General features: G+C 46.8%; 25 protein-coding genes, 1 pseudogene and 1 riboswitch. Of the genes and pseudogenes, 16 read left to right on the top strand and 10 right to left on the bottom strand.

The features are described 5' to 3' along the window. Nucleotides 1–237: 237 nt before the first annotated feature. The 5 genes from KTG14_RS08320 to murJ form a co-directional block, all read right to left on the bottom strand. Nucleotides 238–699: a site-2 protease family protein gene (locus KTG14_RS08320; RefSeq protein WP_216970501.1), complete on the bottom strand. Its 462-nt coding sequence runs from the start codon at nt 697–699 to the stop codon at nt 238–240. A gap of 735 nt (nt 700–1,434) precedes the next feature. Beyond that, nucleotides 1,435–2,439, bottom strand: coding sequence for a GNAT family N-acetyltransferase (locus tag KTG14_RS08315; RefSeq protein ID WP_216970500.1), 1,005 nt, complete (start codon nt 2,437–2,439; stop codon nt 1,435–1,437). After that, entirely contained in the window at nt 2,436–3,899 is a 1,464-nt protein-coding gene (locus tag KTG14_RS08310; protein ID WP_216970499.1) for an O-antigen ligase family protein, read from the bottom strand. The genes KTG14_RS08315 and KTG14_RS08310 overlap by 4 nt, the downstream gene beginning before the upstream one ends. Before the next feature lie 24 nt (nt 3,900–3,923). Continuing rightward, the gene (locus KTG14_RS08305; RefSeq protein WP_216970498.1) at nt 3,924–4,802 is read right to left on the bottom strand and encodes a PIG-L deacetylase family protein; all 879 of its coding nucleotides are present in this window, start codon (nt 4,800–4,802) and stop codon (nt 3,924–3,926) included. Between the two features lie 15 nt (nt 4,803–4,817). Next, complete coding sequence (gene murJ / locus KTG14_RS08300) at nt 4,818–6,344, bottom strand: murein biosynthesis integral membrane protein MurJ (RefSeq protein ID WP_216970497.1); 1,527 nt, start codon at nt 6,342–6,344, stop codon at nt 4,818–4,820. Nucleotides 6,345–6,713: 369 nt separating this feature from the next. Between murJ and KTG14_RS08295 the strand changes: the two genes are divergently transcribed. From KTG14_RS08295 to KTG14_RS08245, 11 genes and pseudogenes are all read left to right on the top strand, one after another. Continuing rightward, nucleotides 6,714–10,214, top strand: coding sequence for a DUF6359 domain-containing protein (locus KTG14_RS08295; RefSeq protein ID WP_216970496.1), 3,501 nt, complete (start codon nt 6,714–6,716; stop codon nt 10,212–10,214). 163 nt (nt 10,215–10,377) lie between these two features. After that, complete coding sequence (locus tag KTG14_RS08290; RefSeq protein ID WP_216970495.1) at nt 10,378–11,490, top strand: S1C family serine protease; 1,113 nt, start codon at nt 10,378–10,380, stop codon at nt 11,488–11,490. Between the two features lie 132 nt (nt 11,491–11,622). Continuing rightward, nucleotides 11,623–12,654 carry a GNAT family N-acetyltransferase gene (locus tag KTG14_RS08285; protein WP_216970494.1) on the top strand — a complete coding sequence of 344 codons (1,032 nt, stop codon included), beginning with the start codon at nt 11,623–11,625 and terminating at the stop codon, nt 12,652–12,654. Nucleotides 12,655–12,862: 208 nt separating this feature from the next. Then, a riboswitch (TPP riboswitch) is annotated at nt 12,863–12,964 on the top strand. A gap of 89 nt (nt 12,965–13,053) precedes the next feature. Beyond that, nucleotides 13,054–13,743, top strand: coding sequence for a thiaminase II (gene tenA / locus KTG14_RS08280; RefSeq protein WP_216970493.1), 690 nt, complete (start codon nt 13,054–13,056; stop codon nt 13,741–13,743). Next, nucleotides 13,736–14,497 carry a hydroxyethylthiazole kinase gene (gene thiM / locus KTG14_RS08275; protein WP_216970492.1) on the top strand — a complete coding sequence of 254 codons (762 nt, stop codon included), beginning with the start codon at nt 13,736–13,738 and terminating at the stop codon, nt 14,495–14,497. The genes tenA and thiM overlap by 8 nt, the downstream gene beginning before the upstream one ends. After that, the gene (gene thiD / locus KTG14_RS08270) at nt 14,487–15,362 is read left to right on the top strand and encodes a bifunctional hydroxymethylpyrimidine kinase/phosphomethylpyrimidine kinase (protein ID WP_216970491.1); all 876 of its coding nucleotides are present in this window, start codon (nt 14,487–14,489) and stop codon (nt 15,360–15,362) included. Before thiM ends, thiD begins: the two co-directional genes overlap by 11 nt. Then, on the top strand, nt 15,337–15,954 hold the full coding sequence (thiE, locus tag KTG14_RS08265) for a thiamine phosphate synthase (protein ID WP_254178061.1): 618 nt from the start codon (nt 15,337–15,339) through the stop codon (nt 15,952–15,954). Before thiD ends, thiE begins: the two co-directional genes overlap by 26 nt. Further along, nucleotides 15,951–16,439, top strand: coding sequence for an energy coupling factor transporter S component ThiW (gene thiW / locus KTG14_RS08260; RefSeq protein WP_216970489.1), 489 nt, complete (start codon nt 15,951–15,953; stop codon nt 16,437–16,439). The genes thiE and thiW overlap by 4 nt, the downstream gene beginning before the upstream one ends. 107 nt (nt 16,440–16,546) lie before the next feature. Continuing rightward, nucleotides 16,547–17,101 (top strand): TetR/AcrR family transcriptional regulator, encoded by a 555-nt coding sequence (locus tag KTG14_RS08255; protein ID WP_216970488.1) that lies wholly within the window; start codon nt 16,547–16,549, stop codon nt 17,099–17,101. 426 nt (nt 17,102–17,527) lie between these two features. Further along, a pseudogene (locus KTG14_RS08250) lies at nt 17,528–18,891 on the top strand (MATE family efflux transporter). Between the two features lie 29 nt (nt 18,892–18,920). After that, complete coding sequence (locus KTG14_RS08245) at nt 18,921–19,463, top strand: GNAT family N-acetyltransferase (protein WP_216970487.1); 543 nt, start codon at nt 18,921–18,923, stop codon at nt 19,461–19,463. A gap of 64 nt (nt 19,464–19,527) precedes the next feature. Here KTG14_RS08245 and KTG14_RS08240 read toward each other — a convergent pair whose 3' ends face one another. Next, on the bottom strand, nt 19,528–20,280 hold the full coding sequence (locus tag KTG14_RS08240) for a class I SAM-dependent methyltransferase (protein WP_216970486.1): 753 nt from the start codon (nt 20,278–20,280) through the stop codon (nt 19,528–19,530). 139 nt (nt 20,281–20,419) lie between these two features. On the opposite strand from KTG14_RS08240, the gene KTG14_RS08235 reads away from it, so the two are divergent. After that, nucleotides 20,420–20,872: an SRPBCC family protein gene (locus KTG14_RS08235; RefSeq protein ID WP_216970485.1), complete on the top strand. Its 453-nt coding sequence runs from the start codon at nt 20,420–20,422 to the stop codon at nt 20,870–20,872. A gap of 56 nt (nt 20,873–20,928) precedes the next feature. Here the strand turns inward: KTG14_RS08235 and KTG14_RS08230 are convergent, their stop codons facing one another. The 4 genes from KTG14_RS08230 to KTG14_RS08215 form a co-directional block, all read right to left on the bottom strand. Beyond that, nucleotides 20,929–21,777, bottom strand: coding sequence for an STAS domain-containing protein (locus KTG14_RS08230; protein WP_216970484.1), 849 nt, complete (start codon nt 21,775–21,777; stop codon nt 20,929–20,931). A 180-nt stretch (nt 21,778–21,957) separates the two neighbouring features. Continuing rightward, nucleotides 21,958–22,440: a DMT family transporter gene (locus KTG14_RS08225; protein WP_216970483.1), complete on the bottom strand. Its 483-nt coding sequence runs from the start codon at nt 22,438–22,440 to the stop codon at nt 21,958–21,960. Nucleotides 22,441–22,451: 11 nt separating this feature from the next. Further along, complete coding sequence (locus tag KTG14_RS08220; protein ID WP_216970482.1) at nt 22,452–23,114, bottom strand: Crp/Fnr family transcriptional regulator; 663 nt, start codon at nt 23,112–23,114, stop codon at nt 22,452–22,454. Nucleotides 23,115–23,126: 12 nt separating this feature from the next. Beyond that, nucleotides 23,127–23,552 (bottom strand): DMT family transporter, encoded by a 426-nt coding sequence (locus KTG14_RS08215; RefSeq protein WP_216970481.1) that lies wholly within the window; start codon nt 23,550–23,552, stop codon nt 23,127–23,129. A 230-nt stretch (nt 23,553–23,782) separates the two neighbouring features. On the opposite strand from KTG14_RS08215, the gene KTG14_RS08210 reads away from it, so the two are divergent. From KTG14_RS08210 to KTG14_RS08195, 4 genes are read left to right on the top strand one after another with little or no spacing between them, the layout of a single operon-like run. After that, nucleotides 23,783–24,454: a DUF2711 family protein gene (locus KTG14_RS08210; protein ID WP_216970480.1), complete on the top strand. Its 672-nt coding sequence runs from the start codon at nt 23,783–23,785 to the stop codon at nt 24,452–24,454. Nucleotides 24,455–24,473: 19 nt separating this feature from the next. Further along, the gene (locus tag KTG14_RS08205; protein ID WP_216970479.1) at nt 24,474–24,743 is read left to right on the top strand and encodes a hypothetical protein; all 270 of its coding nucleotides are present in this window, start codon (nt 24,474–24,476) and stop codon (nt 24,741–24,743) included. A gap of 42 nt (nt 24,744–24,785) precedes the next feature. After that, nucleotides 24,786–25,271, top strand: coding sequence for a DUF4306 domain-containing protein (locus KTG14_RS08200; protein WP_216970478.1), 486 nt, complete (start codon nt 24,786–24,788; stop codon nt 25,269–25,271). A 25-nt stretch (nt 25,272–25,296) separates the two neighbouring features. Continuing rightward, complete coding sequence (locus KTG14_RS08195) at nt 25,297–25,683, top strand: hypothetical protein (protein WP_216970477.1); 387 nt, start codon at nt 25,297–25,299, stop codon at nt 25,681–25,683. Nucleotides 25,684–25,698 lie beyond the last annotated feature (15 nt).

Raw genomic sequence — 25,698 nt, 5'->3', positions numbered from 1 at the left:
TATAATCTGTCTGTTTCCATTGAACAAAAAGAGAGAAAATACTGTTCCAAAGTAGTGCAAAGCTATGAACGAATGCCCAAGTTCATTTTAAGTTTGAAGTCTCATGCGCTAAATCTTTTGTTTAGAAGACGGTGAACTGGAAACATATGAAGCGTTTATCGAGTGAATAACAAACACCTATTCATTGTGAATGGGTGTTTGTTTTGTGACGAAAAAAGGGGAAGGAGATGCAAAAAATCAATGTTCAAACTCCTTCTGAAGGAATAGATTAAGTAGCTTCTTCCCATCGCTGTCCCCAACGATTGTGGAGACGGGAATGAGGTTAACAAGTACATTTAGATACGAAACGAAAATGAAGCTATCCAAATAATCGCGGAAAATACCAAGTTCATATCCGGTAGTAAGATCCAAAATTAAAGCACTGGCGAAGTTGAAAAGCACACCGCCTAAATAGAAGAGAATTCTCTGGAACTTACTAAGGACGTCAATATTTTTTGGAACCACTCTTCCGCCTGCGAAATAAGCTGTCCTGATGTAAAACCGCTTATAGTTCCATAAAACGTCACCGTTTCCAATACTGAATTCAGCTACTTCGCCGCCTGATAATTTCAAGAAAAAAGCGTGCCCGGCCTCATGTATAAACGCAATAAATGGGAAGATAAATAAGGCAATAACAATGAAATTAATAAAGAAATCCATAGAACTACTCCTCTACTGTTTGGCTTGAATCCATAAGATGAGTGTAATTTTTTACCATTACTATTTATACGGAAGAAAAGTAGAACAGTTTCATCAAATTAAGAAAAATGAGGATTTCAAATATCATCGACTACTTAAAGTAGAAGAGTAGCTGCTATCTTTCATTTCATGCAAACCCAACACAAGAAACAGGGAAGCGATTTCCCCGCTAGCCGGCAACTAACTAAAGAAAAACAGCTTAAACAACCAAAGCACCATGAAATCTCTCAGCCGCCGGCGCCAAGGGTGAGCCGACGCAGTAAGCCAGGCGTTCTTCCTGGCTTACTGCCGGAGGCCAACCCAAAGCAAGGCGGCGATTACTAGACTGAAGCTGAAATCAAACCCCATAACGATTCCACAAGCAAACCCTTGCTATCTCATACACACGTGATCCGGGAAGCGATTTCCCCGCTAGCCGGCAACTAACTAAAGAAACAGAACAGCTTAAACACCAAAGCACAATGAAATCTCTCAGCCGCCGGCGCCAAGGGTGAGCCGACGCATTAAGACAGGCGTTCCTCCTGGCTTAATGCCAAAGGCCAACCCAAAGCAAGGCGGCGACTACCAACATGAAGTACAAATAGAGCGCTGGAACAATTCAACAATCAAACCCTAGCTATCCTCTTTTGCATCTCCAAATAAAATTCCCAACCCACAAAAAACCCTTCTCCCGGAATCCCGGAAGAAGGGCAAACGTTAATACGAATCAACATCTGACTGCGACAAATGCCAATCAGCCAGCTCATCATAAGAACCCGTGCCAGTGAAATCCTTGATGACAAACGGCATCGGGCTATTGATATGGAAAAAGCCAGCTTTCTTCAATGCGCGGTAGCGCGGGCTATCTGGCACCGCCCAGCAATTGAGCGCATCCGCTTTAGTAAAACGACGGATCGCCTTCAATTGATCCGCAATGATTGCTTCATCATTCGGCCCGAACAAATCCACAATCGTTGTAAATGTCACACCGTTCGCTTTCGTTTCCTCATGCAGCACGCAATACGCTTCGGCATAGCCATTCTGCTCGAGCGTATATACTTGATAATCTTTCGTCGGATGGTCGAGGAAGCGACGCTGAATATATCCGCCGTTGCGCTTGGCGTGAAGCGGGTACTGGTTTTCAAAACGGTTATATAGCATTTCCGCTACTGACAGACGATCGCCAAGTTCACGTAATTGGTGTCTGCTCTTTTTTGGAACACTGATAGAAAATACTTTATCGAGTGGCGATTGGATGGCTCTCAACTTGCCGACCTTCGAAGCAAGCAAAGCTCCTGGTTTATTGACCGCAAGAAAGCGCGGGACATTTCCGAGATCTTTGCCGCCTGCTACTTTCATGAACACTTGCTTCGCTGTTTCAGCAGGAAAGCCGTACAGGATATCGAGCCCTTCCGCTTCACATTCCTGAATCATGCGGGAAACGATTTGCTTGTAGATGCCGCGGCCTTGGAAGTCTGGATCGACCATGATGTCGACCCGCTCGCCGAGCAGCAATTCCGTTCCTTGCTGGCGTGCTGTGAGTTTCAAGAAAGCGGCATGGCCATTGATAAAGCCATCTTCTTCGGAAATGACAATCGTGGCACTCTCCGGAAAACTTTCGTATTTCCATTGCCATTCAGCGAGTGAGCGCTTTTTACCGAACACTTTTTCATAAAGGGCGTTAATGCCGATTTCGTCGCCTGGCTGGTAAAGGCGAATCATAAAGTTTCACCGTCATCTGATAAGCCGAAATCTTCCCGGCGGGATGCTGCGGCTAGCAGGGCGAAGAACGCAAGTCCGAAAATGTCGGATTCCCATAAGTTGTAAACAAGGCCCATGAAGTACGCACCGAGCAAAATGCTGGCAGTCAGCGAATACAGATAGCTTTCTTTATGTTTTTTGCCATAGCGCCAAAGCATTGATAATAAGAAAGCGGCAAAGGCGATAACGCCAAGCGCGCCAGTTTGGACGATGATTTGGATATATTGGTTATCGGAATAGAACTTATGCCCGATTCCGTAATCGTCATAAAGTGGCGATCCATTCGAAAGGGTAGTGGAATCACCAAACGTGGCAAATCCAGTCCCGATGATCGGGTAATCCTTGAACACTTCAAAGCCAGTTTGGACAATGTACAGACGGCCTGAACTTTGGCTGCCAGTAACAGTGTCTTCGCTGAACGTGCTGCCGATGCGGTCGCGGAATCCTGATTCGCCGCCGACATCGAACTGCTGGATATTGGTGACTTTTTCAGTGCCTGTATCTGTGCTTTCAAAGTAATTGGTTAATAGGTTCAGTGGCAGAACCACGATCACGAGGGCAATCGCCGTATACTTGACGAAATCGATGAGCACACTCAATTTCCGTGTCATGATCAAGAAAGCGATAGCGGCGATCAAAAATCCTCCCCAAGTGCCACGAGAATAGGTCAGGACCAAAATACCGACCAGAAGGACATTCAAGATATCCATATAGCGCGGATTGAATTCCTTCAGTTTATTCTTCGCATAATAGAAAGCGATGAACGCGAACATTAAGTAAATGCCGAGCACGTTTGGATTTCCGAGCATGCCGTAGATGCGCACGCGGTTTTTCGCCGACAAAGCCATGGCTTGCCACGACTCGGGCAGGAACAAGTTGCGGATCGAAAGTTTTTCAGTAATGGCTTGGATAATGACTAAAATCGCTGTCCAGACAAAAATCCAAACGAGGTTGACCAAGTCTTTGCGGGTAATGCCAAGACGGTAGACAATATAATATACCAGATAAAAAAGCAGGAACTGCCGCAATTGCATGGCAATCAAAACTGGGCTGATGCCCATGATAAGTGCAGAAATCGAACCGATGATCAGAAAAGCGAAATAGGCGTATTCGAAATTCTTAAAATGGAATAATTTCCTAATTGATTTGCGGTTCATCCAAAATACTTGGAAAAGCGCACCGAATACGATGGCTTCGGTCAAATAGCTGAGTCCGGGGTTGTATTGCGTGACAAACTCGCGGACCGGGATGTAGACGAACAGCAGCAGGATGCCGTACTTGGGATTGATGAACGCAAAGGCGAACAACACAAGTGTCAGGGCATAGCCGATGACGGCTAGCTCTGAGTAACCTATTAGCATGATGGCGATCAAGGCGATGAGCCAAAACCATTTTTCGTTATCGTTCTTAAAAAAGTTCATAATATCCTCCAAATGCATTTATAATTAGCGGCTTTGATAAATCGCCTTTTTCAACTTTAAGTTCTTGAAGATGGCCCACCATAAAGTAACGGTGCGATTCGCTTGCTTGAAATGTTTTTCATACTGGCGGTCTTGCGTCTTCAAATGATCGGCCGCTTCGATGAATTGCTGCGGTGTGTTCTCGATGAAGGTTTCTACGTAGCGTGCGTGTGCATCGTTTGTCTGTGCAGTTTTGATCTCAGCGAGCGCCAAAAATCCATCGAACGCGATCACTTGGCTTTTGAATGCTTCGGTCGCCCGTTGCTTGAGCGGAAACTGATCGGTAATGTCCATAATACAATTGATCGCTTCCGGCGGTACAGGGCAATTGATCTCATATTCGCGGACGATTTTCGGCTGATGGTCCGTGTGTTTCAGGGCATCCGCCACCAAATGGGCGCTGTACACATGATCAGGATGGGCATCGATCAAGCTTGTCGTATAAATCGTATTAGGGCGGATCTCGTCGATCAGCTCCCCGAAACGTTCACTCGAAGTGACATCCTTAATTTCGCTATCGGGATAATCTAAGTAACGAACGTCCGTAAAGCCAAGCAGGTCTTGGATCGACTGCAATTCCTCTTTGCGTGTCTCTGCCAGCGTATCAGCTTCAACCGGAGCGGCATTACTATTTTTGCCATCGGTGATGATGGCGATGGTGACTTGTGCGCCGGAATCGGCATAGCGCCGAATGGTTCCGCCGAGGCCGATCGTTTCGTCGTCAATATGAGGCGCAAATACAAGCACGCGCTCCGCCGGTTCAAGAGGGGTAAGTGGCTTGTCCGCTTTGTAAAAGCGTTTCAAGGAAGTTTTAATCGCCGGATTGAGCACCGGCGCAGCGTTTTTCATTAATACCTGTTTCATAATCCGAAAAACTCCTTATGATTTTCTAAGCTTGCTGATAAGGAAGCGTGCGATTTCCGTCTTCAAGACAAGAGCCGCCGCAGCATAGACAATGGCGCCAATGATTGCCGTCAGGCCGAAACGGACATAGATATGTAAATCTTCGAGAAGTCCCGATACAAGCCATAACACCAGCAACATCGCAGCGGTCGCCACAAAAATCTTGGCAGCGTCTTTCACGATAAAGCGAGAGTTGAGCTTGCCTTGCGTTCGGTTGAAGACGACCCAATTGAGCGCAAAATAAACGAGCGCCATGACGGACGAAGCGAGTGGAATCGCCAGATACGAATCAAGCAACGCGATGAACAGGAAGTTCAATGCGACATTGAGCGCGATAGAGAACAAGGAAATGCGCAAAATGACATGGCCTTGTTTTTTTGAATAGAAAGCTTTGTTCAAGATGTTCTGCAAACTGAAGAACAATACTGATCCCATGTACAGATAACCAACACTTGCAGTGGCTGCTGTTGCGTCCGCTGTAAATGCGCCGCGTTCGTAAACGATCGTGATGAGATCTTGCATCAGCCACATCATTCCCGCTACAGCCGGCAGTAAAACCAAAAGTGTTAGCATCAAGCCGTATTCGATGCCTTGTTTGAAGCTTTTCTCATTAGCATTCGCAATCGCTTTCGCCAAAATCGGGAAAATGATCGTCCCAATGGTTACACCGATAATCGCTTGTGGGAAGTGGACGATATTCTTTGCATAGTTCACATAGTTGACCGCTGAATCGCTGAATGAGCTAGCAAAGATATTATCGATTGTCAGATTGACTTGGCCGACCATCACCGTAATAGCGACCGGGATGAAAATGATTGAAAAGGGCTTGATTTCTTCCCAGTCAAGTTTGCCGATTACTTTATGGCTTCCTTTAGGGACGAACCAGAGCCGTTTGGCGATGTACGATAATAGCGCACCGGCCAAATAGCCAAACGCCATTGAGTAGGCGCCGATTTCATCCGCAAACAATAAGGTGCTAAGAATGGTGCTGCCGATAACGATGATCTGTGAAATGACAGACAATGAAAATTTGTTTTCTGCGTCAAGATAGGCCTCATAAACCGAGTTTAATGACACAAGGAATACAGCTATAAAGAAGATGATAGCTAAAGCTACACTCAATTCAATTGCTTCAGCTCGAATATCGGTCTGAAGGTTGGGGAATTTAAATAGCAAAGGCACTAGCAGTGGTGCTGCCAATGCACCAATGACGGAGACAATTAATCCAAGCACCATAGTTCCACGAATAATTTGTGAAAAATGATGATGGCCTTTACCATCCGCCTGTGCGTGGATGAAACTTGGCACAAAAGCATTCTTCATGCCGGTAGTAAAAAATAAAATAAAGGTATTTGCCAAAGCGAATGCCGCGAAATACGCAGCTGATTGATAGGAATCCCCAAATTGGTAGGCAATAACCATATCTCGGAGAAGCCCGGAAACTTTCAAAAACAGCGACGCGATGACGAACAAAATGCCGGTAAGTGCGAGTTTTCTGCCCAAAACAAAATCCTACTTTCTTCAAATGGCCTAGCGGTAAAGCGCGCAACCAATTTCTTTCCTTATATATAGGAGCAATAATCTCCCAATTCCATTTCCCTATCTTATCATGAATCCTCTTGTTTAGACGCCTCTCAAAGAATTATGTTGCGGAAAAATTCACAACTAAAGAGTCGGAACAAGTTGAATAAAGTGTATAGATAAAGAATTCGAACAAAAAGAATGATCAGACTATTTAAAAGGTTAAAAAAGGAAATTATATGAGCATTTTGGGTATTAATAGTTAGAATTTACAAATTATTAATAAAACGCTTACAATTTTTTAGTATAATGGTTTCGTATGACAATAAATTACCTGAGGAGTGAAAGTTAGTGACAAAAAGCGCGTTCAGCAAAATCTTTTTGAGTCTCCTATTGGCTTTATCCACCGCCCTGCCTTATATGGCGACAGCCGATGCGGCAGAAACCATTTCGGTGGCACAAGCCATTGAAAACAATACAGGAACTGCAACGGTGAAAGGGTTTATCGTTGGCACTGCCAGCAGTAAAACAAGCTACGACCAGGAAGCCCCTTTCACAACAGCAAGCAACTTAGGATTGGCGGATTCACCGGATGAAACTGATCCGACGAAGATCTTGCCAGTTCAGTTGCCATCCGGTTCTATTCGTTCAGGCTTAAACTTAGTCGATAACCCAGCTAACTTTAAAGCCGAAGTGACGATCACTGGTTCATTGGAGTCCTATTTCACGACAGCAGGTTTGAAATCTCCAACAGCTTACACGATCCTGTCTGAAGGCGAAGAGCCACCAACAGCAACTCCTGTAGCCAATGTCCAGGAAGCTCGCGACTCGGAAGGCTTGATTTCTGTCGAAGCGACAGTAATAACTGAAACAGGCCTATGGGGCGGAAACGCTTTTTACGTGCAAGATGAAACAGCTGGGATTTATGTTTACACATCCAGCGCTACTGTCACGACAGGTGATATCGTCCGCTTAGTCGGCACTGTGTCCGAGTACGGCGGCGAACTTCAATTGCAGCCGAACACGGTAGAAGTATTGTCTTCTGGAAATGAATTGCCGGAAGCACAAGTGATTTCGCCAGCAGGCGTCAACGAAGAAACTCAAGGAGAACGCATTTCGATCGAACGCGTCGAAATCACCAACTTACAATCCGTTAACACATACGGAACGTTCGAATTTACGGCAGTCGCGGAAAACGGCGAGCAAGTCGTCGTACGCAATGACAACCGCAATGGCTTGACGTTCGAAGATTTCACGAAACGATTCAAAGAAGGCGACTTGATTTACCTTTCAGGCATCGCTTCGAAATTCAATGATGCGTATCAAGTGAAAACACTTGGCTTCGAAAGCTTTGAACTCGTCAACAAGCCGGCAGTGTATGCAGACATCTTCCCAGGTGTCGTTTCGGAAGGAACTGAAATCACGCTCGCAAGCGGATGGGACAATGCTGCGATCCATTTTACAACAGATGGTTCGACACCTACTGCGGACAGCGCAGTTTATGCTAAGCCGATTGTCCTGACACAAGATACAGTCATCAAAGCGATCGCTATTACAGATGAAACATCGGAAGTCTTTTCATTCCAATACACGGTCCTGAAAACAAAGGACTTGAAAATCCGTGACATTCAAGGACAAGGCCATTACTCAACGTATGAGAATGCTAATGTCAATGAAGTGACAGGCATCATCACACATTTCTATAACGGTGCAAATTTTGTCATTCAAGATACAAATGATGACGGCGACTGGACAACGTCAGAAGCGATCATCGTCAACAAATCCTCTGCATCCAGCAGCTTGGCTGTCGGGGATGTGGTATCAGTCACAGGAACAGTTGAAGAATGGTTCTATAGTGGCTATTCCGATATGAAAGAAAATGATTTGCCTGTCACGCGCATCCGCTCGACGGACGTCGTGAAAACAGGCACAGCGGAACTTCCTGAACCGATCGTTATCGGCGAAGACGTGTTCCCGCCAACACAAAATATCGACAACGACGGCTTGACGGAGTTCCAGCCGGAAGAAGACGGCATTGATTTCTGGGAATCTCTTGAATTGATGCGCGTCGGCGTAGCTGATGCACAAATCGTCGGCCCGCAAGATTACGGCGAAGTATTTGTCGTATCGAAAAATGCAACAAACAACGATTTCCACAAACAAGGCGGAATCTTGCTTGAAGAAGACGATTTCAACCCGGAACGCGTTAAGATTCAAACTAGTGAAGACCTCGTCGCAAAAGCGGGCGATACTTTCGCAGAAATGCCAGTCGGCGTTCTCGGCTACGGCTTCGGTAATTACCAGATTTGGACGGATGTAACGAAAGTGCCAGCAATTGTAGACGGCGGCACACGACCGGAAGAAACATGGATCGAGAATGCAGACGATAAATTGACGGTTGCGGCTTATAACGTCGAAAACTTCTCTGCAGACCCGAGCCATACAACGAACGAAAAAGCACAGCGCATTGCAGAATCATTCGTCAATGACCTGAACTCACCAGACGTCATCTCGATGATCGAAGTTCAAGACAGCGATGGTCCTATTGCTTCTGGCAACTCTGATGCTACAGCTTCTTATGAGCGTCTCATTGCAGATATTAAAGCAGCCGGCGGTCCAACGTATGCATGGACAGACATCGCACCGGAATACAACCAGGACGGCGGGCAGCCAGGTGGAAACATCCGTGTCGGCTTCTTGTATAACCCTGAACGCGTGACACTTTCAGAAGGCACAAAAGGTACATCTACACAAGACAACTCGTGGACAGAATCAGGAGATCTTGCCTTGAATCCAGGACGTGTCCAGCCAATCCCAATGCCTGGCACACGCAAACCACTCGCGGCACAATTTGAATTCCAAGGCGAAGAAATCGTCGTCATCGCAACGCATTTGAACTCCAAAGGCGGAGACCAAGGCTTGATGGGGCAAAACCAGCCGCCGGAATTCAAATCGGAAGTTGAACGCATTGAATTGGCACACGCCATCAATGGCTTTATCGAACAAGGGCTCGAAATCAATCCGGAACTGAATGTCGTCGTTACAGGCGATATGAACGATTTTGAATTCACTCCGGCACTTGAAGCACTCCAAGGCGACATCTTGACGAATAAAGTCAATGATGTGCCAGAAGACGATCGTTTCTCGTACCATTACCAAGGCAATACGCAAGTGTTGGATCACTTGCTTGTAACGAATAATTTGGCAGACCACACAGAACTTGATATGGTCCACATCAACTCGATGTTCATGGAACAGCATGGACGCGCATCCGACCATGACCCGCTTCTGGCACAAATTACATTCGGCAAGCCTCAAGTACCAGGCCAGCAGCAAGCTGAACCGGAATATACCAAGTTCTCAGCGATTGTCAAAGCAGCGGCCTTTGATGACAAAGGCATGTTGGATATCCATTTCACAGAAGATACTTTCACGCAAGTGCTGAACAGCGGCAAGAATTTACGCGTGGAACTGGAAGATGTGATTTTGACTTTGACTCCGAAAAACTTGAAGCAATTGGCCCAAAAAACGCCTCAAGGCATGACACTTTCTTTTGAGGCGGATGATACCAAGCAAGTTGGCTTCTGGCCGACTTTGACTGGACAGTTTGATATCGCGGTGCTGAATGCTTCAGGTACTGAACTGAACATGAAGTTTGAAGACACGGTGCAGTTGAGATTCGCGACTGATGCAAACGTCAGAGTCCAGTTCGGTTCACATGTCGACGAGCGCGGCAGATGGCAAGTCATGAAAGGCAGCAAAAACGGTTCGAGCTTTACACTAGAAGTAAAAGAGCTCGGCAATTACACAGTGGTCACCAATAGAGGACGATTGGTGAAAAACAGAAGGTAATTGACACGTTAAAAAGACTGAGGGAGCAAATGCTCCCTCAGTCTTTTTTTCTTAAAACGAAAATTTTAATGAGGAAACTTATCAAAATAAGGGTTCCAAGCCTTTTCTTTTTGATTTGGGGGTTGCTATAATGAACTCACAATAACGGAAGCGGGTTGAGACGATGGAAAAGCAGATGATGCAATGGCTGATGGTGTTCTTTGCGGCGATGGTCCTCACAGCTTGTGGAGGAACAGATACTCAAGCGCCGCCGGGGACAGAAACAGAACAGGGCGATTCACTGGTCGATACGGCCGCACAAGAAAATGGGGCCATGATCGCGAATGCGAAAACACATGTCTACACCATCTATACCGATTTCGAGCAAGGGTCCGGTTTTTTGTACAATGACCAAGGCGACATCTTGACGAATGCCCACGTCGTACGAGACGCGACGTTTATTTCACTCGTCAATAGCGACGGGCAAGAGTTCGCCGGCAAAGTAATTGGCATGTCACTCGACGAAGACTTGGCGCTAGTGCGTGTCGAAGACCTGGCAGGTAAAGACCCACTCGAACAGGAACTGGAACCGGTGGATATGGGAACGCCGGTCATTGCCATCGGCAGCCCTGAAAATGCGGCGAACACAGCAACTGAAGGGGAAATTACCGAGACCGGAGTCGATTTCTCGGAAGTCTTCGTCTATACGGATTTATATGAAATGAATGCATTGATCAAACAAGGCTCCAGCGGTGGGCCGCTTCTGGACGCAAGTTCTGGAAAAGTGCTCGGCATCAATTCGGTCATGCTCGAAGACAATCCCGAAATCGGCTATGCGATTCCGCTATATTTGAAAAAGGATATGCTGGATCGCTGGGCATCGAACCCAGATCCGCTTCCTGAGTCGCAATTAGTCGAACCATCCGTAAAAGATGCCTATTTTGACGAAGCGCTGCTGTCGAGTTTCATCGAAGCCTATTATGACTTATTGCCGTATTCAATGAACGAAGAAGAGCTTAATTATTACTCTTCGTATTTGGTGCCGGAAAGCCAGGCAGTTGAAGCGGTCGACAGCGTCGTCAAGGAGTATTCAGCAGATGGCCGAGTGTTCGATTCGGTCGTGCCAGACGTCAGTTCTGTTGACATTGAAGGCGACCGCGCGTATGTCGAAGCTGGCGCAGTGTTCAATTACCATGAAGCAGACGGCGAGACCGGAACGATTGACCATCAGCGGCGCTACACTGTGGTGATCGATTTATACGGGGATTATCAGATTGAATATGTCGAAGAAATGTAAGAGCCCCCGATTGTGGAGGCTCTTTTTTTACAGGTTATCTAACTACTTTACCTCACTTTAACTGGAAGCCTTTAAAATTAGAGCTTGAATATAGCTTTGAAGGCCACCAGCCAAAAAGATGAGGTGAGAACGGTGAAGGATATTTATTTCAGTAAAGAGTATGGGAAGCTTTACGAACAAATGGAAAACGGCAAATGTGTAAGTTTCACCCTCTATCATGCATTGGGATCAGTCCATCATTTATTTCTCAAGCGGGAAATTCCGATTGATTTACTCGGAAGAGGGCCTTATTATGATTTGATTACACCATACGGGTATGGAGGGCCAATCATCGAAGCTGCAGACGAGAACGACAAAAAAGAATTGGCACAAATTTTTTTCCGTGAATTTCGCAAGTATTGCCAAACAGAAAATATTGTCAGTGAATTCATTCGATTCCATCCGATATTGAAGAATGCTGCAGACTTCAAGGAATGGTATGCCACTGATTTCATGCGAAACACTATTCAGACAAGATTGGTCGAAACAGAAGATCCACTCATGACCGAATACTCGCCATCGGTCCGGCGATGCATCCGCAAGGCATTGGAGCAAGGCGTGGAGTATAAGGTATCCGTCAATCCACCCAATCTCGACCAATTCAAAGATTTGTACTTCCAGACGATGAACCGTAATAAAGCTGATGCATTTTATTATTTTAATGATGCGTATTTTGAGCAATGCCTCCACTTGTTGGGACCTCAATTGGTAGTCGTTGAAGTGAAGTGGAAAGGTCACATCATCGCCATGAGCCTGAATTTCGTCAGTAATGACCTCCTTCATGTCCACTTGACCGGAAGTCTGGAACAATACCACCATTTGTATGCACCACACATTCTTCAATACGCATTGCTGCGTTGGGGTATGAAAAATGGAATGAAACTGATTCGTCATGGCGGTGGGCGGACGAACGATCCAGATGATAAATTATACCTCTACAAAAAGAAGTACGGGCGGGCACAAGAGCTCGAATTCTATACAGGGAAAAAAATTTGGAATCTAGAAATTTACAACTCGCTATGCACAGAAGCAATAGTAGAAGATGATTGTTCTTTTTTTCCGGCCTATCGGAGGGGGCCTAAAATTAAGGGAGAAATCGAGTCTGAAGGGGAGCCCGGCAAATAAGGACTGGTTTCTTAACAAAACGCTCGCAAGAGAACTAGGAAAACTCAACTTAAGCAGCACTGCGGATAACCAGCAAAACTCCTGGTCAACCCGCTCTCATCCTGAACACAAAATTCACTTGCTCTTCAATACACTACATCAAAATTCAAAAAGTTTTGAATTCATAAGCCAGCTATGGTATTCTATTGCCGACAATAAAAAAATATCGCTATTCCACTAGGGGAGCCATGTTGGCTGAGACGGACAAGAGTCCGGACCCTTTGAACCTGATCTGGATCATACCAGCGTAGGGAAGTGGGCGAATTGTGAGCTTTTCTCCAATTTCTTCAGCTGACCTTTATCGCCGCTTTCCTACCTGGAAAGCGGTGTTTTATTTTGCCCAAAAAAGGAGAGAGCGACATGACATTTTGTAAAGAAGTCCGGTTGGAATGTGCAGATTTATGGGACGCCAGTTTTGAACACCCGTTTGTAAAAGGCATCGCGAAAGGCGATTTGCCGCTCGATGTCTTCAAATTTTACGTTATGCAAGACGCTTATTACCTGACCCATTTCGCAAAAGTGCAATCGATCGGCGCAGTGAAAGCGAAAGATTTGAAAACGACTCAGTCATTTGCGCATCACGCGGAACAGACCTGTGCCGCAGAACTCGCACTTCATGAATCATTCATGGAGCTGCTCGGTGTGACCGAAGAAGACTGGAAATTGTTCGAACCGTCGCCACACGCCTATGCCTATGTTTCACATATGTACCGCTCCGCAGAGGGCGATTTGGCGGACGTGCTTGCGGCTTTGCTTCCGTGCTATTGGCTATACTACGAAATCGGTGAACGCTTGAAGACGGCGACGCCCGAAGAACCGATTTTTCAGAAATGGATCGGCACATATGGTTCTGAATGGTTCGGGGAACTGGTGAATGAACAGATTGAACGGATGGACCAACTGGCGGAAGGGTTGCCGGAAGAGCGTCGCCAGGAATTGAAAACACACTTCAGAAGAAGCAGCTATTATGAATGGCAGTTCTGGCAGCAGGCGTGGACGATGGAAACTTGGGAACTGCCTGCGAAAAAGGAGCGTGTCCATCATGCTTAGGGAATTGCGTACACGAAAACCCTTAATTCATTGCATCACCAATCACGTCGTCTCGAACTTTCAGGCAAACGGCTTGCTGGCGCTCGGCGTTTCGCCGGTCATGGGCGATGAACAACAGGAAGTCGCGGAACTCACAGGACATGCCGATGCCTTATCGCTCAATATTGGCACGATCACGGAGCGCTCTTTTGAAAGCATGCTCATCGCGGGACGCGCTGCGATGGAAAAAGGCATTCCGATTGTGTTGGATCCGGTCGGTGCCGGGGCGACAGCTTATCGTTTACAGGCCGTGAAACGATTGCTGACGGAACTCGACGTTACCCTCCTGCGCTGCAACGCTGGCGAGCTCGCGGCCATTGCAGGAGCCGATTGGCAAGCGCGCGGCGTTGATGCGGGCGAGGGCCAGGGCGATTTGGGAATGATCGCCAAACAAGTGGCGGATGAATACCAAACAATTGTCGCGGTAACAGGCACAAGCGATTTAGTGACGGATGGTGAACGGACCGAGCACATCACAGGCGGAGACCCGTTGATGGCGTCGGTCACCGGAATGGGTTGTTTGCTCAGTGCGGTGCTTGCGGCATTCTTGACGGACAAAGAATCTACCCCGCTTGATGTGCTTGCCTATGGTTTGCAAATTTATGGGAATGCAGGAAGCCGCGCGTCGAAAGTTGCTTTGAACCCGGGAACTTTCCAAATGGCCTTTTTGGACGAACTATCCAAACGACAGGAGGCGGCACTTTATGGACGCTAAAGCCCAAGTATTGACGATTGCTGGATCTGATTCAGGCGGAGGCGCGGGCATACAGGCGGATTTGAAGACCTTTCAAGAACTTGGCACTTTTGGCTGTTCGGCGGTAACGGCGGTGACCGCCCAAAACACGCAAGGCGTTCACGGCATTTATCCCATGGACCGGCAAGCGGTCAAACAACAGCTCGATGCAATCGGAACCGACTTCAACATCCGCGCGCTTAAGACCGGCATGCTGTTTGACGCCGGCATCATCGAAGAAACGGCACTAGGCATCAAACGCTACAACTGGGAACAGCTCGTCATCGATCCCGTGATGATCGCAAAAGGCGGCGCTTCTTTGCTGCAACAGGAAGCGGTTGAAGCAATTAAAGTGATGCTCGTGCCGCTAGCTAAGATCATCACCCCAAATATCCCGGAAGCAGAAGTGTTGAGCGGCATAGACATCACAGATGACGCCTCGCGGAGAATGGCAGCGGAAGCGATTTTATCGCTCGGAGCAAAAGCCGTCGTCATAAAAGGCGGCCATAGCAGTGACCCTGACGTTGCAGAAGACTTTTATATGGATCAGCAAACGGTGATCTTGCTGCGCTCGGAACGGCTCAAAACGCACCATACGCATGGCACCGGCTGTACATTTTCAGCAGCGCTGACAGCTGAACTGGGCAAAGGCAAACCAGTGGAAGAAGCGTTGTTTACTGCCAAGGAATTTATTCAGGCAGCGCTCGCGTATCCACTGAACATCGGCCATGGACACGGCCCGACGCATCATGCGGCTTACAAAGAATCTATCGAAAAGGAAGTGGTTCATTTTGTTCGGGAATCCAGCGATTTATTTTCTAATGGGTACGACAAACGCCGGTACTAAAGAGCCGCTAGTGTTGCTCGAAGAAGCACTTCAAGGAGGTATCACCCATTTCCAGCTGCGCGAAAAAGGGCCCGGTGCATTAATAGGCGATGCACTCGTAGAGTTCGCTGCCAAGTGCAAGAGCTTGTGCGGTGAATACGGTGTTCCGATCTTCATCAATGACGATGTTGAGCTTGCCTGTACGATCAAAGCGGACGGCATCCATATCGGACAGGACGATATGGACTGTGGACAGGTAAGAAAACAAATCGGCGCGTCGATGGCTCTCGGCGTCTCGGTGCATTCAGTCAAGGAAGCGAACGAAGCGCTGACATGCGGCGCCACGTATCTTGGCATGGGTCCGGTATTTGGGACGCGCACGAAAAGTGATGCGAAACCGCCAGCAGGTGTCGCTGAAATCATCAAAGTGAAAACCCAATACCCAAATGTGCCAGTTATCGGCATAGGCGGCATCGAACCGGGCAACGCCGAAATGGTCTGGCGGGCCGGCGTCTCCGGCATCGCTGTCATTTCTTCAATAGCGCAGGCACAAGATGTTGCAGGGCAAATCGAGCGCTTCAAACAATCGGTTCCTGGGAGGCAGGTCGGATGAACACGAGAAAACTCGTCCTCATGGCGATGTTCGTTGCACTCGCCGTCGCAGGATCGGCGTTCGTCTGGTTCCCGGCCGGCATCGCTCGTGCCTATCCAGTACAGCATGCCATCAATGTCATCGCAGCTGTCGTCTTCGGTCCAGGTCCTGCGGTCGTTATCGCCCTATTGACCGGTGCGGTTCGCGTCTTGACGGGGACCGGCTCGCTGCTCGCGTTTCCGGGCGGCATGATCGGCGCCTTGCTTGCTGGTGTCTTTTACCGCTACAGCGGACGGCTCGGTTTTGCGGCAGCCGGTGAAATTCTCGGAACCGGTATCATCGCCTCATTAGTCGCGGTGCCATACGCACGTGTTCTGATGGGAACTGAAGTCGGTGCCTTGTTCTTCATGCCGCCATTTCTCGTATCAAGCATCAGCGGTGCCGTGCTTGGCGTTGTATTGATGTACCGTTTGGAGAAAACAAAAAGCAGTAAATTATTGGCTTGAAGAAAAGGATCGGCTTACAATGCCGATCCTTTTTTCGTCATGGCTCTTTATTCTTGAACTATGAAAACGATTATAGTATTATTAGTTTTTATAGAGGAGGTTCGGCGGTGAAAACTCGAATTATCCAGGCATTTATCGAAGAAACGAGAAACAATGGCATCAAGTTTACGATGGATGACTTGGCCAAGCGGCTTGGCATCAGCAAGCGCACTTTATACGAAAACTTTTCGTCCAAGCTGGAAATCCTGGAAACGATCATCGATCAGGCGTTTTCGGAATACGAACAACGGGCGCAAGTGATACGTGAAGACGACACTCTTAGCTTGCAGGAGAAAATTCACCAACTCATCGTCATGATTCCGAACCATAACGACTTTTTCGATTTGCGTGTCCTAGAGCAGTTGAGACGTTATTACCCGGAACAATGGCAGCGTGTCGATCGGGAAATGAATCAATGGGATGATTTGAAGCAATTGCTTGAAGAAGGCATGGAAACTGGCCTGATTAAGCGGCAGAACATCGACCTGTTAATGAAAATGATTTTGAATGTCGTCAATATTTCCTTGGACCAGCAGTTTTTCTCGGAACAAAGCATTTCCATTAAGGAAGCTGTTGAAACGATGAGTGAATTATTATTGGACGGGTTCGTGAAAAACGAATAGGGAAAATGCTGGCTGATTAGAAATAATTTCACTTAGATTTTATAGCTTTCGTCGGTCCGTGTTTTCCGAATCTTACTTCTCGCTTTCCGTGGGCTCGCGTCCAAGCCTCCTCAGTCGCTAAGCGCCTTGCGGGGTCTCGGCCGTCTCGCTGATCCACAGGAAAGATAAGGTCGACCGATGGGAGACCTTATCTTTGCGAAAGTAATGCGCAGCATTATTGAGCAGAAGGGTTTACGAGCAGACGATTCTCCAAACACTTAGATATTTCGTTGACAAGTGTTTCTAAGTATTTGCTTTAATCAAATCAAGCGTATAGGTTATATAAAAAATAAACTGGCTAACCAAAGCCAGTATTTCTTCGGACTGAAAAAACTAAAAAAACAAATATAGTTTTCATTGTTTTAGAAAGCAAGGAGGCAATTCAACATGGCACAACAATCTATTCACCGTCTCGATACCGAATCAGTCGGAAAGGCATTTATCCGCTATTTGGTGCCTTCAACCATCGGCATGCTGCTGATGGCCATCAATATCGTTGCGGACGGCATCATGGTCGGCAATCGCCTCGGACCGGTCGCACTGGGCGGCGTCGGCATCGCGGCACCGGTCTATACTTTATTCGTCGCGATGTCGCTATGATCGGCATCGGCGGCGCCACGAGATTTTCTGCTCTCATGGGGGCGAAGCGGACAGAGGAGGCGAGAATCGTCTTTTCGCACGCGATGGCCTCGATTTTTGCAGTGACGCTCCTCATCGGCCTCGTAGCATTTCCGTTCCGCACAGAACTCGCTTACCTGCTCGGGGCGAATGCGGAAACCTATCCATACGTCTCTGATTATTTATATTTAATGTTGTTGTTCGGCTTCGTCTTCACGATGGAAAATGCCCTCAGCATCATGGTGCGTAATGACGGCAGCCCGAACCTCGCGATGGTGTCGCTCGTCACGACTTCCTTATTGAACATCGGATTGAATTACCTATTCTTGTTTGTGTTGGACTTCGGCGTCAAGGGTGCAGCAGCTGCGACTTTACTCGCGGCATTTGTCGGTATGCTCGTGTTGTGCACGCATTTCTTCAAAAAGGGCAATCAATTGCGCTTTGTCCGGTTCAAACCGAACCGAAAATTGCTCCTCTTGATTCTAGTGATCGGCTTCCCGAGTTTCTTGGCAGAAGTCGGCATGTCGGTGTTTACCATTTCGCATAATAATGTCTTTGAACGCCTAGCGGGAACGGAAGGCGTTGCGGCATTCGCGATTCTCAACTACGTCCACAGCGTTATGTTACTCGCATTCCTTGGGATGGGTTCGGCTATCCAGCCGCTGGTCAGTTATTACAGCGGGGCGAAAGACCAGGCGAAGATCAAGAAGACGCTGCAACTCGCGATTGGGACGGCGTTTGTGGCAGGCTTGCTGTTTTTTATCTTCGGGCAATTCTTTGCCGCCACCATCGCCAGCGTATTCGGCGATTTCCCGGACGCCGTGATGAATATCGCGACTTCCGGCATTCAGTTGTTCTTTATCGCGTATTTGTTCATGGGCACCAATTTCGTCATGATGACTTATTATCAATCAACCGGCGAAATCCGTATGGCGACATGGATCACCGCAGCACGTGAAATTGTCGTGCTGTTGATTTTGCTGAGCATCTTGCCGGTATTTTTCGGTGTAACGGGCGCATGGCTTGCGATACCCTTATCGGAATTGATTGTCTTGTTAACGATCGTATATTATCAACTGAGACAGAAAAAGAAGCTGCAGTTCACTGCGGATATGATAGCTCCATATAAATAACCGATTCCAACAACTCAGGGGATGATGAGATGCAACTAACGAAACAGCTGTTTCAAGTAAAAGGCTTGGATTATTGCGTTCGAAGCGCGGAGATCCAAGATGCAGTGCAATTGGAGAAAGTCCGTTTACAGATCGACGGCGAGACGGAAAATATGGACCGCAAGCGGGGAGAAGCTTATTTGGATGCGGCGGCATTCGAAAGGCTTATCGAAGAGGATGCGAAAAGCAGCCTGAATTTATTTCTGGTGGCCGAAGTGGGTGGTCAGATTGCCGGGTTTTCCAGATGTGAAGGAAACGCGCTGAATCGGACCCAGCATCAAGTGGAGTTCGGTGTTGGGGTGCTCAAGAAATTCTGGGGTTACGGCATGGGCCGCAAGCTGTTGGAGGCATCGATCCACTGGGCGGATATGCAAGGAATCAAGAAGATAAGTCTAAAAGTCCTCGAAAGCAATGAAAAAGCCATCGAGCTATATGCAAACTGCGGCTTTAGAGTGGAAGGTGTGCTGAAAATGGACAAACGCTTAGCAGATGGCAACTATTACGATACCGTAGTGATGGGCCGTATCATTTAACAGATGGGTTATGAAAAAAGACCGTGTTGACGCTTAAGCGCAGGCACGGTCTTTAATTATTTGCTTATTTCCTTGCTTTGATAATAAAACTCGTCGGGAATTTCTGCGCTTTATAAAGCGAGTAATAACGGTCGGACGCTTCCGCCGCCACATCTTTCAAGTCATGTGGGACATCCGGCTCGACCACTTGCTCGATATTGAATCCGGCTTTCACCAAGGCGTTTAAATATGTGCTGAACTTGCGCTTAGGAATCGTCATCGGCGCATTCTCGCCTTTAAAATTGGCGTAATGCATGCTGTCTTCATCTTGATAGGATCCGTTCAATGAAACGAGCCCATCTTCGCTTTTCAAATGGACATAGAGCGGATGGTCCCAACTGAAGATGAATGTTCCGCCTGGCCGCAAATAGGAATAGATCAATCTAAACGTCCGGTCGAGATCAAGTGTCCAACCAATCGCATAAATCGAGTAGACGATATCGAAATAGGCTTCCGGAAGCCCAATATCTTCTTCCATCGCGGCGCAGTAAAGCTGCGCATCCCAACCACTTAATGTCTCTGTGGCCCGTTCGATTTGCGTATCGGACAAATCGACGCCCCAAATGTCCTTAGCGCCTTGTTTGTTCATGTAAAGCAAGGAATGGCCGCTGCCACAGCCGATGTCGAGTACGTTTTTGCCTTCAATCGAATCGAATAGGCGCAATTCGTCTTCACTTTGAGCGAAAGGGCCGTAGCCAGGCAGCGCATCGACGCCGTTAAAATGGCCTGCGACCGTGTTCCAGCTCGTGCGGTTTTGTTTCAAAATATCTGTACTCATTTAAAATCCTCCTGTCTCTTAATGATTCTCGAAATCGCAAGCCAATTCCTTCTTGTATAGATGGCTGCGAGGAATAACAGTTCCGTCAAAGGGTATTGAAGGAGAACAAGCTGAAAGCAGCAAGGAAAGAGGGGATGGCATGCCAAGGATTGTCCACGAAACTTATATGGAAGCACCGATCGAGCGCTGTTTCGATTTGGCCAGAAGCATTGACGTGCACATCGAAACTGTCTCAAAGACCAACGAACGCGCCATTGCTGGCACGACGAGCGGCCTGATGGAGCTTGGCGACTGGGTGACATGGAAAGCGACACATCTCGGTGTCCGTCAAAAACTGACATCGAAAATTACCGAAATGGAGCGGCCGTACCGCTTTAGCGATGAAATGGTGAAAGGCGCTTTTCATTCCTTCCACCACACGCATGAATTTACCGAGAGCGGCAGCGGTACGCTGATGAAAGACTGGTTCGTCTACCGGACGCCGTTCGGGGTTATCGGAAGACTTGCCGATAAATTATTTCTCAAACGCCATATGGAAAAGTTCTTGTCGACGCGCGCCGCCGAATTAAAGCGTATCGCTGAAAACCGATAAGCATACAAAAAATCCATCCGCATTTATGCCGCAGATGGATTTTCTTCTGGGGAATTTTAGTTTTTCGCAAATTCCAATTTGTGATAGCGCAAGGCCTGATCCAATTTATTGTAGACATCGATCTCGCCAAAGTTGATGCCTAATTGGATAGCGGTCTGGGCGATCTCTGGGCTGATGCCGGCAAGTGCTGTGCGCACGCCAATGATTTTCAGGCCTTCGATCAGCTGAAAGATTTGGTGGGCGACCATCGTATCGATGATTGGAACACCGGAAAGGTCGATGAACAGGCGCTCGATCGATTTCTCGTGGCATTGCTGCAGGACTTTCTCAAAGACGATTTTTGCGCGATATGTATTAATTTCGCCGATAAGCGGAAGCAATCCACTGTCTTTCGAAAGCAAAATGACCGGTGCACTCATTTCAACGATCATTTCCTGCTGTGCATTTAAGCGGCGTTCAGCGGCTTTCGTGTTTTGGTTGATAAATTCAAGAATGACCCCATTCATCGTATCGACAATAGACTGGTTCCATTTGTTAAGCTGCTCATGAGAAATCATTTCTTCCTGCTGGGTTGCAAAATCTTCGATCAGCTGCAAGTATTGTTTCTGTGTACGAAAAAATTCTTTAATGACAGCATTGAACGGCGTTGCGAGGTGGGCTTCATCGTTCGCTACACGAATAATCCAGTCATGGAAAATTTCGAGACAATCCTTCTCGTTTTCCCCGAAAGCTTTACAGAACAGCTCGTGAAATTCGTAGTTTTGCTGTTTTAATTTTTCGATTGCCTGAGGCTCAGTTTCACCATATACACCAGCTGAATCCTTATCGAGTGTTTCATACCATTGTTCAGTGAAGCCTTTTGTTTTCTTTAGCAAAAAATCCTGCAATTCAATATTTTTGAACATTATTTTTTCTTCTCCTCAATGGCGCGACTATCCCGCAATAATAGTTCATGCACAAAATAAATTTCACTAGTTCATATTAACGTCAATATATATATATTATAGCAGTTGAAAAAAATATGCACGAAGTCTGATGTTAGAATTACAGACAAATTTTTCAGGAGTGGAAAAATCTGCTGTAAACTACGCCTCATGGGGCGCTTTTTGTTGTGGGGCGAGCGACTTTCGCTCTAAAATAGGGCCGAGTTGGAACAGCAAGATGCCTGCGCTGATCAAAAGCACGCCAAACAGCGATTGCCAAGTGAATGGAACTTGCTCGAGCCCGAACCAGCCCGCCGTGTCCCACATCAAGCCGAAGAAAATTTGCGATACCATGACAATCGAGATCGCACGGCTCGGGCCCAATGCCTGGACGCCTTGTGTGACACAAACGACGACCCCAACACCGAGCACGCCGCTAAACCAAAACCACGTTTCCGCCTCAAAAAGGAATAAGCTCTTCCCGTTCACAGCAAGGCCCGCGATAAAAGAGCCGGAAAATCCAAGAAATAACACAAGTGCCGTCGTCGTCCAGACGCTGACGTGTTGTTTTACATTCGCGTTGAATATATTTTGCAGGCAGACAAAGACGCCGCCTGAAAGAGCCAGTATGATGCCAAGAACCATGGGAGTTCCTCCTATTCATAAATATTATGGCCCGCCTGTTCCAATAAAGCGTCCCGGTCGAGCAAATCGATTTTGCCGTTGTTGCGTTTAATCCAGCCGGACTGCTCGAATTTTTGGAGCACCCGGTTTAAATGGCGATAGCTCGTGCCGATCAAGTCGGCCATATCGACAAGCGAAGGCGAATCAAGCCTCGGTTTATCCGGTGTCATCGACAGTAAATAACTCGCCACACGCACATCGACTGCGTAGAGTAGATTGAAATTCAATTCTTGTGCTTTCGTGACGAACTTGCGTGTAATGGTCTCCAATAGGAATTGCTGGAATAGGGAATTGCCGCTCATTTCATGATCCAATGTACGATGCGGAACGCGCAGTAATACCAAGTCCGTCACGGCTTCGACTGTGTTGATGAATGGGCATTTCTGTACATATTCGATATCGCCGACGATATCAAAAGGCGTTTTGAATGCCAAAATCAGCCGCTTGCCTTCTGGCGATAGCATGGAAATCTTCAATTTACCTTCAACGAGCAAGTACAAAGTGTCCGCGGTGTCACCTTGTGAGAACAATCTATGTCCAGCCGCATACCGTTCGATCTGCATCGAATCGACGACGCCAGCAGGGAACAAATCTGCCAATCCATACTGCTGAAGATACTCGTTAATCGCCTGCATAGTTTTTCCTCCTTACCATTTCAATACAAGGATGCCGGTGATCATCAATAACACGCCCGCAATTTGCGTTTTTCCGACATTCTTCTTCGCCATATCGAACCAGCCTTTGCCATCGATAACGATCGCTGCGATCAGCTGTGCAATAAGGAACATGCTGATCGTCAGCGTCACGCCCATGCGATGGACAGCGGTCATATTACTGAACAAGATAAACGCTGCAAGCAAGCCGCCTGAGGCATATAGAGGGGAGACTTGTTTCAAATGTTTGATCGATGTGTCTCTTAGCGCCAAAACGATCAAGATTGCCAGCACAAAGCCCGTCAGCTGGGTCATTGCCGCTGCTTGCCACGTGCCGATTTGGTCACTGATCGTCGCATTCGCCACGCTTTGGAAGGTCAGGAAAAACCCGCCCGCCAGTGCAAATAAAATTCCTTTCATCCGGTCCACCGCCTTTCGTTAATTTAAGGATAATCGGCATTTTGAGTGGGTGGAAGGACATATGTCCCTATAGGAAAAAAAGAAATGCTAACTTTAAAGGAACTAAAGAAAAAGAAAAGATTTTTCATATGATCTTCAGTTATTTCCATTATTATGTAGATATTCCATCTGAGTCTTAGTATATTAAAGGAAATACGCTTTTAAATTCAATTTGTTTAGGAGAAATGCATATGGATTATATTCGTTTTAATGAAGAAGATCCTCTACTGCAACAAGTGCCTGAATATCGGTCGTCAGCGTTTCTTCTGCATCCATTTGTTCAGATGCCTAAAGGTTGGAGTGAGAAGAAAAAGTCACATCCAGATGAACATGTCTATCCAAGTGATGAAGAAATTTTAACGCTCGGTACTCCAGTCAGTTGGGAAACAGTCCGCACAATTTGTGGCTTTTCTTCTTTAAACGAAGTGGCCTTGGCACTGGGAACGGCCACCTTTAAAAGGCCATATCAACGGCCCGATTTAGAAAAGAAAGTAAGCGATTCTTTCTCATCAGATTTTTATTGGCCACAAGAAGATCGGATTCCGGTTTTTCTCAACAAGGGGATTTTGAATGACTTTTCTTCCAATGGAGCGCAAAACTTTTATTTTTCGGATCCAGTTTTCGATTCTTCCGGTCAGGTGTCGATTGAAAAGTGCACTTTTTCAACTATATCAGAATTAGCACCAGCTGAAGTCATCATCACCGATGAGAATTTGCAATCGGTATTTATCAGTCAGTATGATCGTTGCTACACAATATTTTTGTCAAAACAGCAAAATTTAGAGGAGAAAATAACTCTCAATAATTGGGAAGCGATTATTTGTAACATAGGTACAAAAATCGAGTGGTTTGTAAAAGGATAGCGAAAAGGTGAGGACATAAATGATGTTCAAAAAGAAGTTTTATGTCTGTTCAGTTTGTGGCTTTGACGGTCTTCGAGGACCCCTTTATAGAAATGGACTTCCCGATTATAGCTTGATCTGCACTTGTTGCGCTTTCCAACCAGGCTATGATGATTTAGACCAGGGCTACACATTTGAAACCTATATAACGGAATGGTTAGCAAATGGGGCCGAGTGGTTTATGAAAAAAGAGCAGCCGAAACATTGGAGTTTAAAGGAGCAATTAAAAAACATTGGCATCGAACTGTAAAACACATAACACCATTAACGAAAAGTTTGAAAGGGGAATTGCATGAAATTCAAAAACATCATTTACCTGATCGGCGCATTTTTGGTATTTATCTTTTCGACACTCGCCAGTTGGTATGAAGGTGGGCAATTGCGCGATATTTCCTGGGAATGGAAATACTCGGCTGTGTTCTCCACATGGCTAAACGGGCCAGTGAACGAGGCGGAAGATATTTTGGTGATCGACCATTTCGTTTACGCGGCAAAATTCGAGCCGCTGTTTCCGTTATTGATGGCAGCATCATTGCTGTTCATCGTTTTTCAGCTAGCAGGGTGGCTATTGGGAGACCGCAAAACGATGCACATCATTTTCTTATCGTTGATGGCAGTGGGCTTGCTCTTGATGAGTGCGATGCTGATTAATTCGCCGACGACCGGGCTCACTTTGTTCTCCGGCTTTTTCGGGCTATCAGGGCTCTTGACGCTCCTGCTGATCCTGTACCGCAACAATCAAAAATGGCTGCGCAGGACAGCTGAACGGACAAACTAAGAATTCTTAATTTGGAGGTGTTCAAATGGACTGGTTGGTGGATCTTGTTCCGATTCTCATCATCGCAGTGTTTGCTTACGGCGCATTTGGGCAAATCAAAGAATCTCTGGCTATTGCAAAATCGGTGACATGGGATTCGACAAACGATAAACGAATAATCGTTGGAAGTCACTTGTTTACTTTGTCCTATGCAGGATTCGTCGTGGCCTTGATCGTCAATTTAGCCGTCTATAATTATTCGTTTCCTCAACCCGCTAGTACAGCCAATGCCGCTAGCTTGACTGCGTTCTACTGCTTGTTGATGATGTTCGTTGCTGAACTTGGAATTACGCCAAAACGGCAAGGCCCTAAAAATTGTATTCATTCAAATAAAACAGCCTCCGGTTCGAATTCTCTTGTGGGCTCGAACTAGAGGTATTAAGTAGGT

It is taken from the genome of Planococcus sp. CP5-4_YE (genome assembly GCF_019042655.1).
Classification (GTDB): Bacteria; Bacillota; Bacilli; order Bacillales_A; family Planococcaceae; genus Planococcus.
This window is presented reverse-complemented; position numbering and strand designations above follow the sequence as displayed.

Bases quoted from the DNA above. Each gene is read 5' to 3' on its own strand.
- thiM (WP_216970492.1), top strand. From the start codon at position 13,736: ATGCTTAGGGAATTGCGTACACGAAAACCCTTAATTCATTGCATCACC.
- KTG14_RS08220 (WP_216970482.1), bottom strand. From the start codon at position 23,114: ATGCAGGCGATTAACGAGTATCTTCAGCAGTATGGATTGGCAGATTTG.
- KTG14_RS08245 (WP_216970487.1), top strand. From the start codon at position 18,921: ATGCAACTAACGAAACAGCTGTTTCAAGTAAAAGGCTTGGATTATTGC.
- KTG14_RS08200 (WP_216970478.1), top strand. From the start codon at position 24,786: ATGAAATTCAAAAACATCATTTACCTGATCGGCGCATTTTTGGTATTT.
- KTG14_RS08320 (WP_216970501.1), bottom strand. From the start codon at position 699: ATGGATTTCTTTATTAATTTCATTGTTATTGCCTTATTTATCTTCCCA.
- KTG14_RS08230 (WP_216970484.1), bottom strand. From the start codon at position 21,777: ATGTTCAAAAATATTGAATTGCAGGATTTTTTGCTAAAGAAAACAAAA.
- KTG14_RS08205 (WP_216970479.1), top strand. From the start codon at position 24,474: ATGATGTTCAAAAAGAAGTTTTATGTCTGTTCAGTTTGTGGCTTTGAC.
- KTG14_RS08305 (WP_216970498.1), bottom strand. From the start codon at position 4,802: ATGAAACAGGTATTAATGAAAAACGCTGCGCCGGTGCTCAATCCGGCG.
- KTG14_RS08315 (WP_216970500.1), bottom strand. From the start codon at position 2,439: ATGATTCGCCTTTACCAGCCAGGCGACGAAATCGGCATTAACGCCCTT.
- KTG14_RS08310 (WP_216970499.1), bottom strand. From the start codon at position 3,899: ATGAACTTTTTTAAGAACGATAACGAAAAATGGTTTTGGCTCATCGCC.
- thiD (WP_216970491.1), top strand. From the start codon at position 14,487: ATGGACGCTAAAGCCCAAGTATTGACGATTGCTGGATCTGATTCAGGC.
- KTG14_RS08215 (WP_216970481.1), bottom strand. From the start codon at position 23,552: ATGAAAGGAATTTTATTTGCACTGGCGGGCGGGTTTTTCCTGACCTTC.
- KTG14_RS08225 (WP_216970483.1), bottom strand. From the start codon at position 22,440: ATGGTTCTTGGCATCATACTGGCTCTTTCAGGCGGCGTCTTTGTCTGC.
- tenA (WP_216970493.1), top strand. From the start codon at position 13,054: ATGACATTTTGTAAAGAAGTCCGGTTGGAATGTGCAGATTTATGGGAC.
- KTG14_RS08290 (WP_216970495.1), top strand. From the start codon at position 10,378: ATGGAAAAGCAGATGATGCAATGGCTGATGGTGTTCTTTGCGGCGATG.
- KTG14_RS08195 (WP_216970477.1), top strand. From the start codon at position 25,297: ATGGACTGGTTGGTGGATCTTGTTCCGATTCTCATCATCGCAGTGTTT.
- KTG14_RS08240 (WP_216970486.1), bottom strand. From the start codon at position 20,280: ATGAGTACAGATATTTTGAAACAAAACCGCACGAGCTGGAACACGGTC.
- KTG14_RS08235 (WP_216970485.1), top strand. From the start codon at position 20,420: ATGCCAAGGATTGTCCACGAAACTTATATGGAAGCACCGATCGAGCGC.
- thiE (WP_254178061.1), top strand. From the start codon at position 15,337: ATGGGTACGACAAACGCCGGTACTAAAGAGCCGCTAGTGTTGCTCGAA.
- thiW (WP_216970489.1), top strand. From the start codon at position 15,951: ATGAACACGAGAAAACTCGTCCTCATGGCGATGTTCGTTGCACTCGCC.
- KTG14_RS08210 (WP_216970480.1), top strand. From the start codon at position 23,783: ATGGATTATATTCGTTTTAATGAAGAAGATCCTCTACTGCAACAAGTG.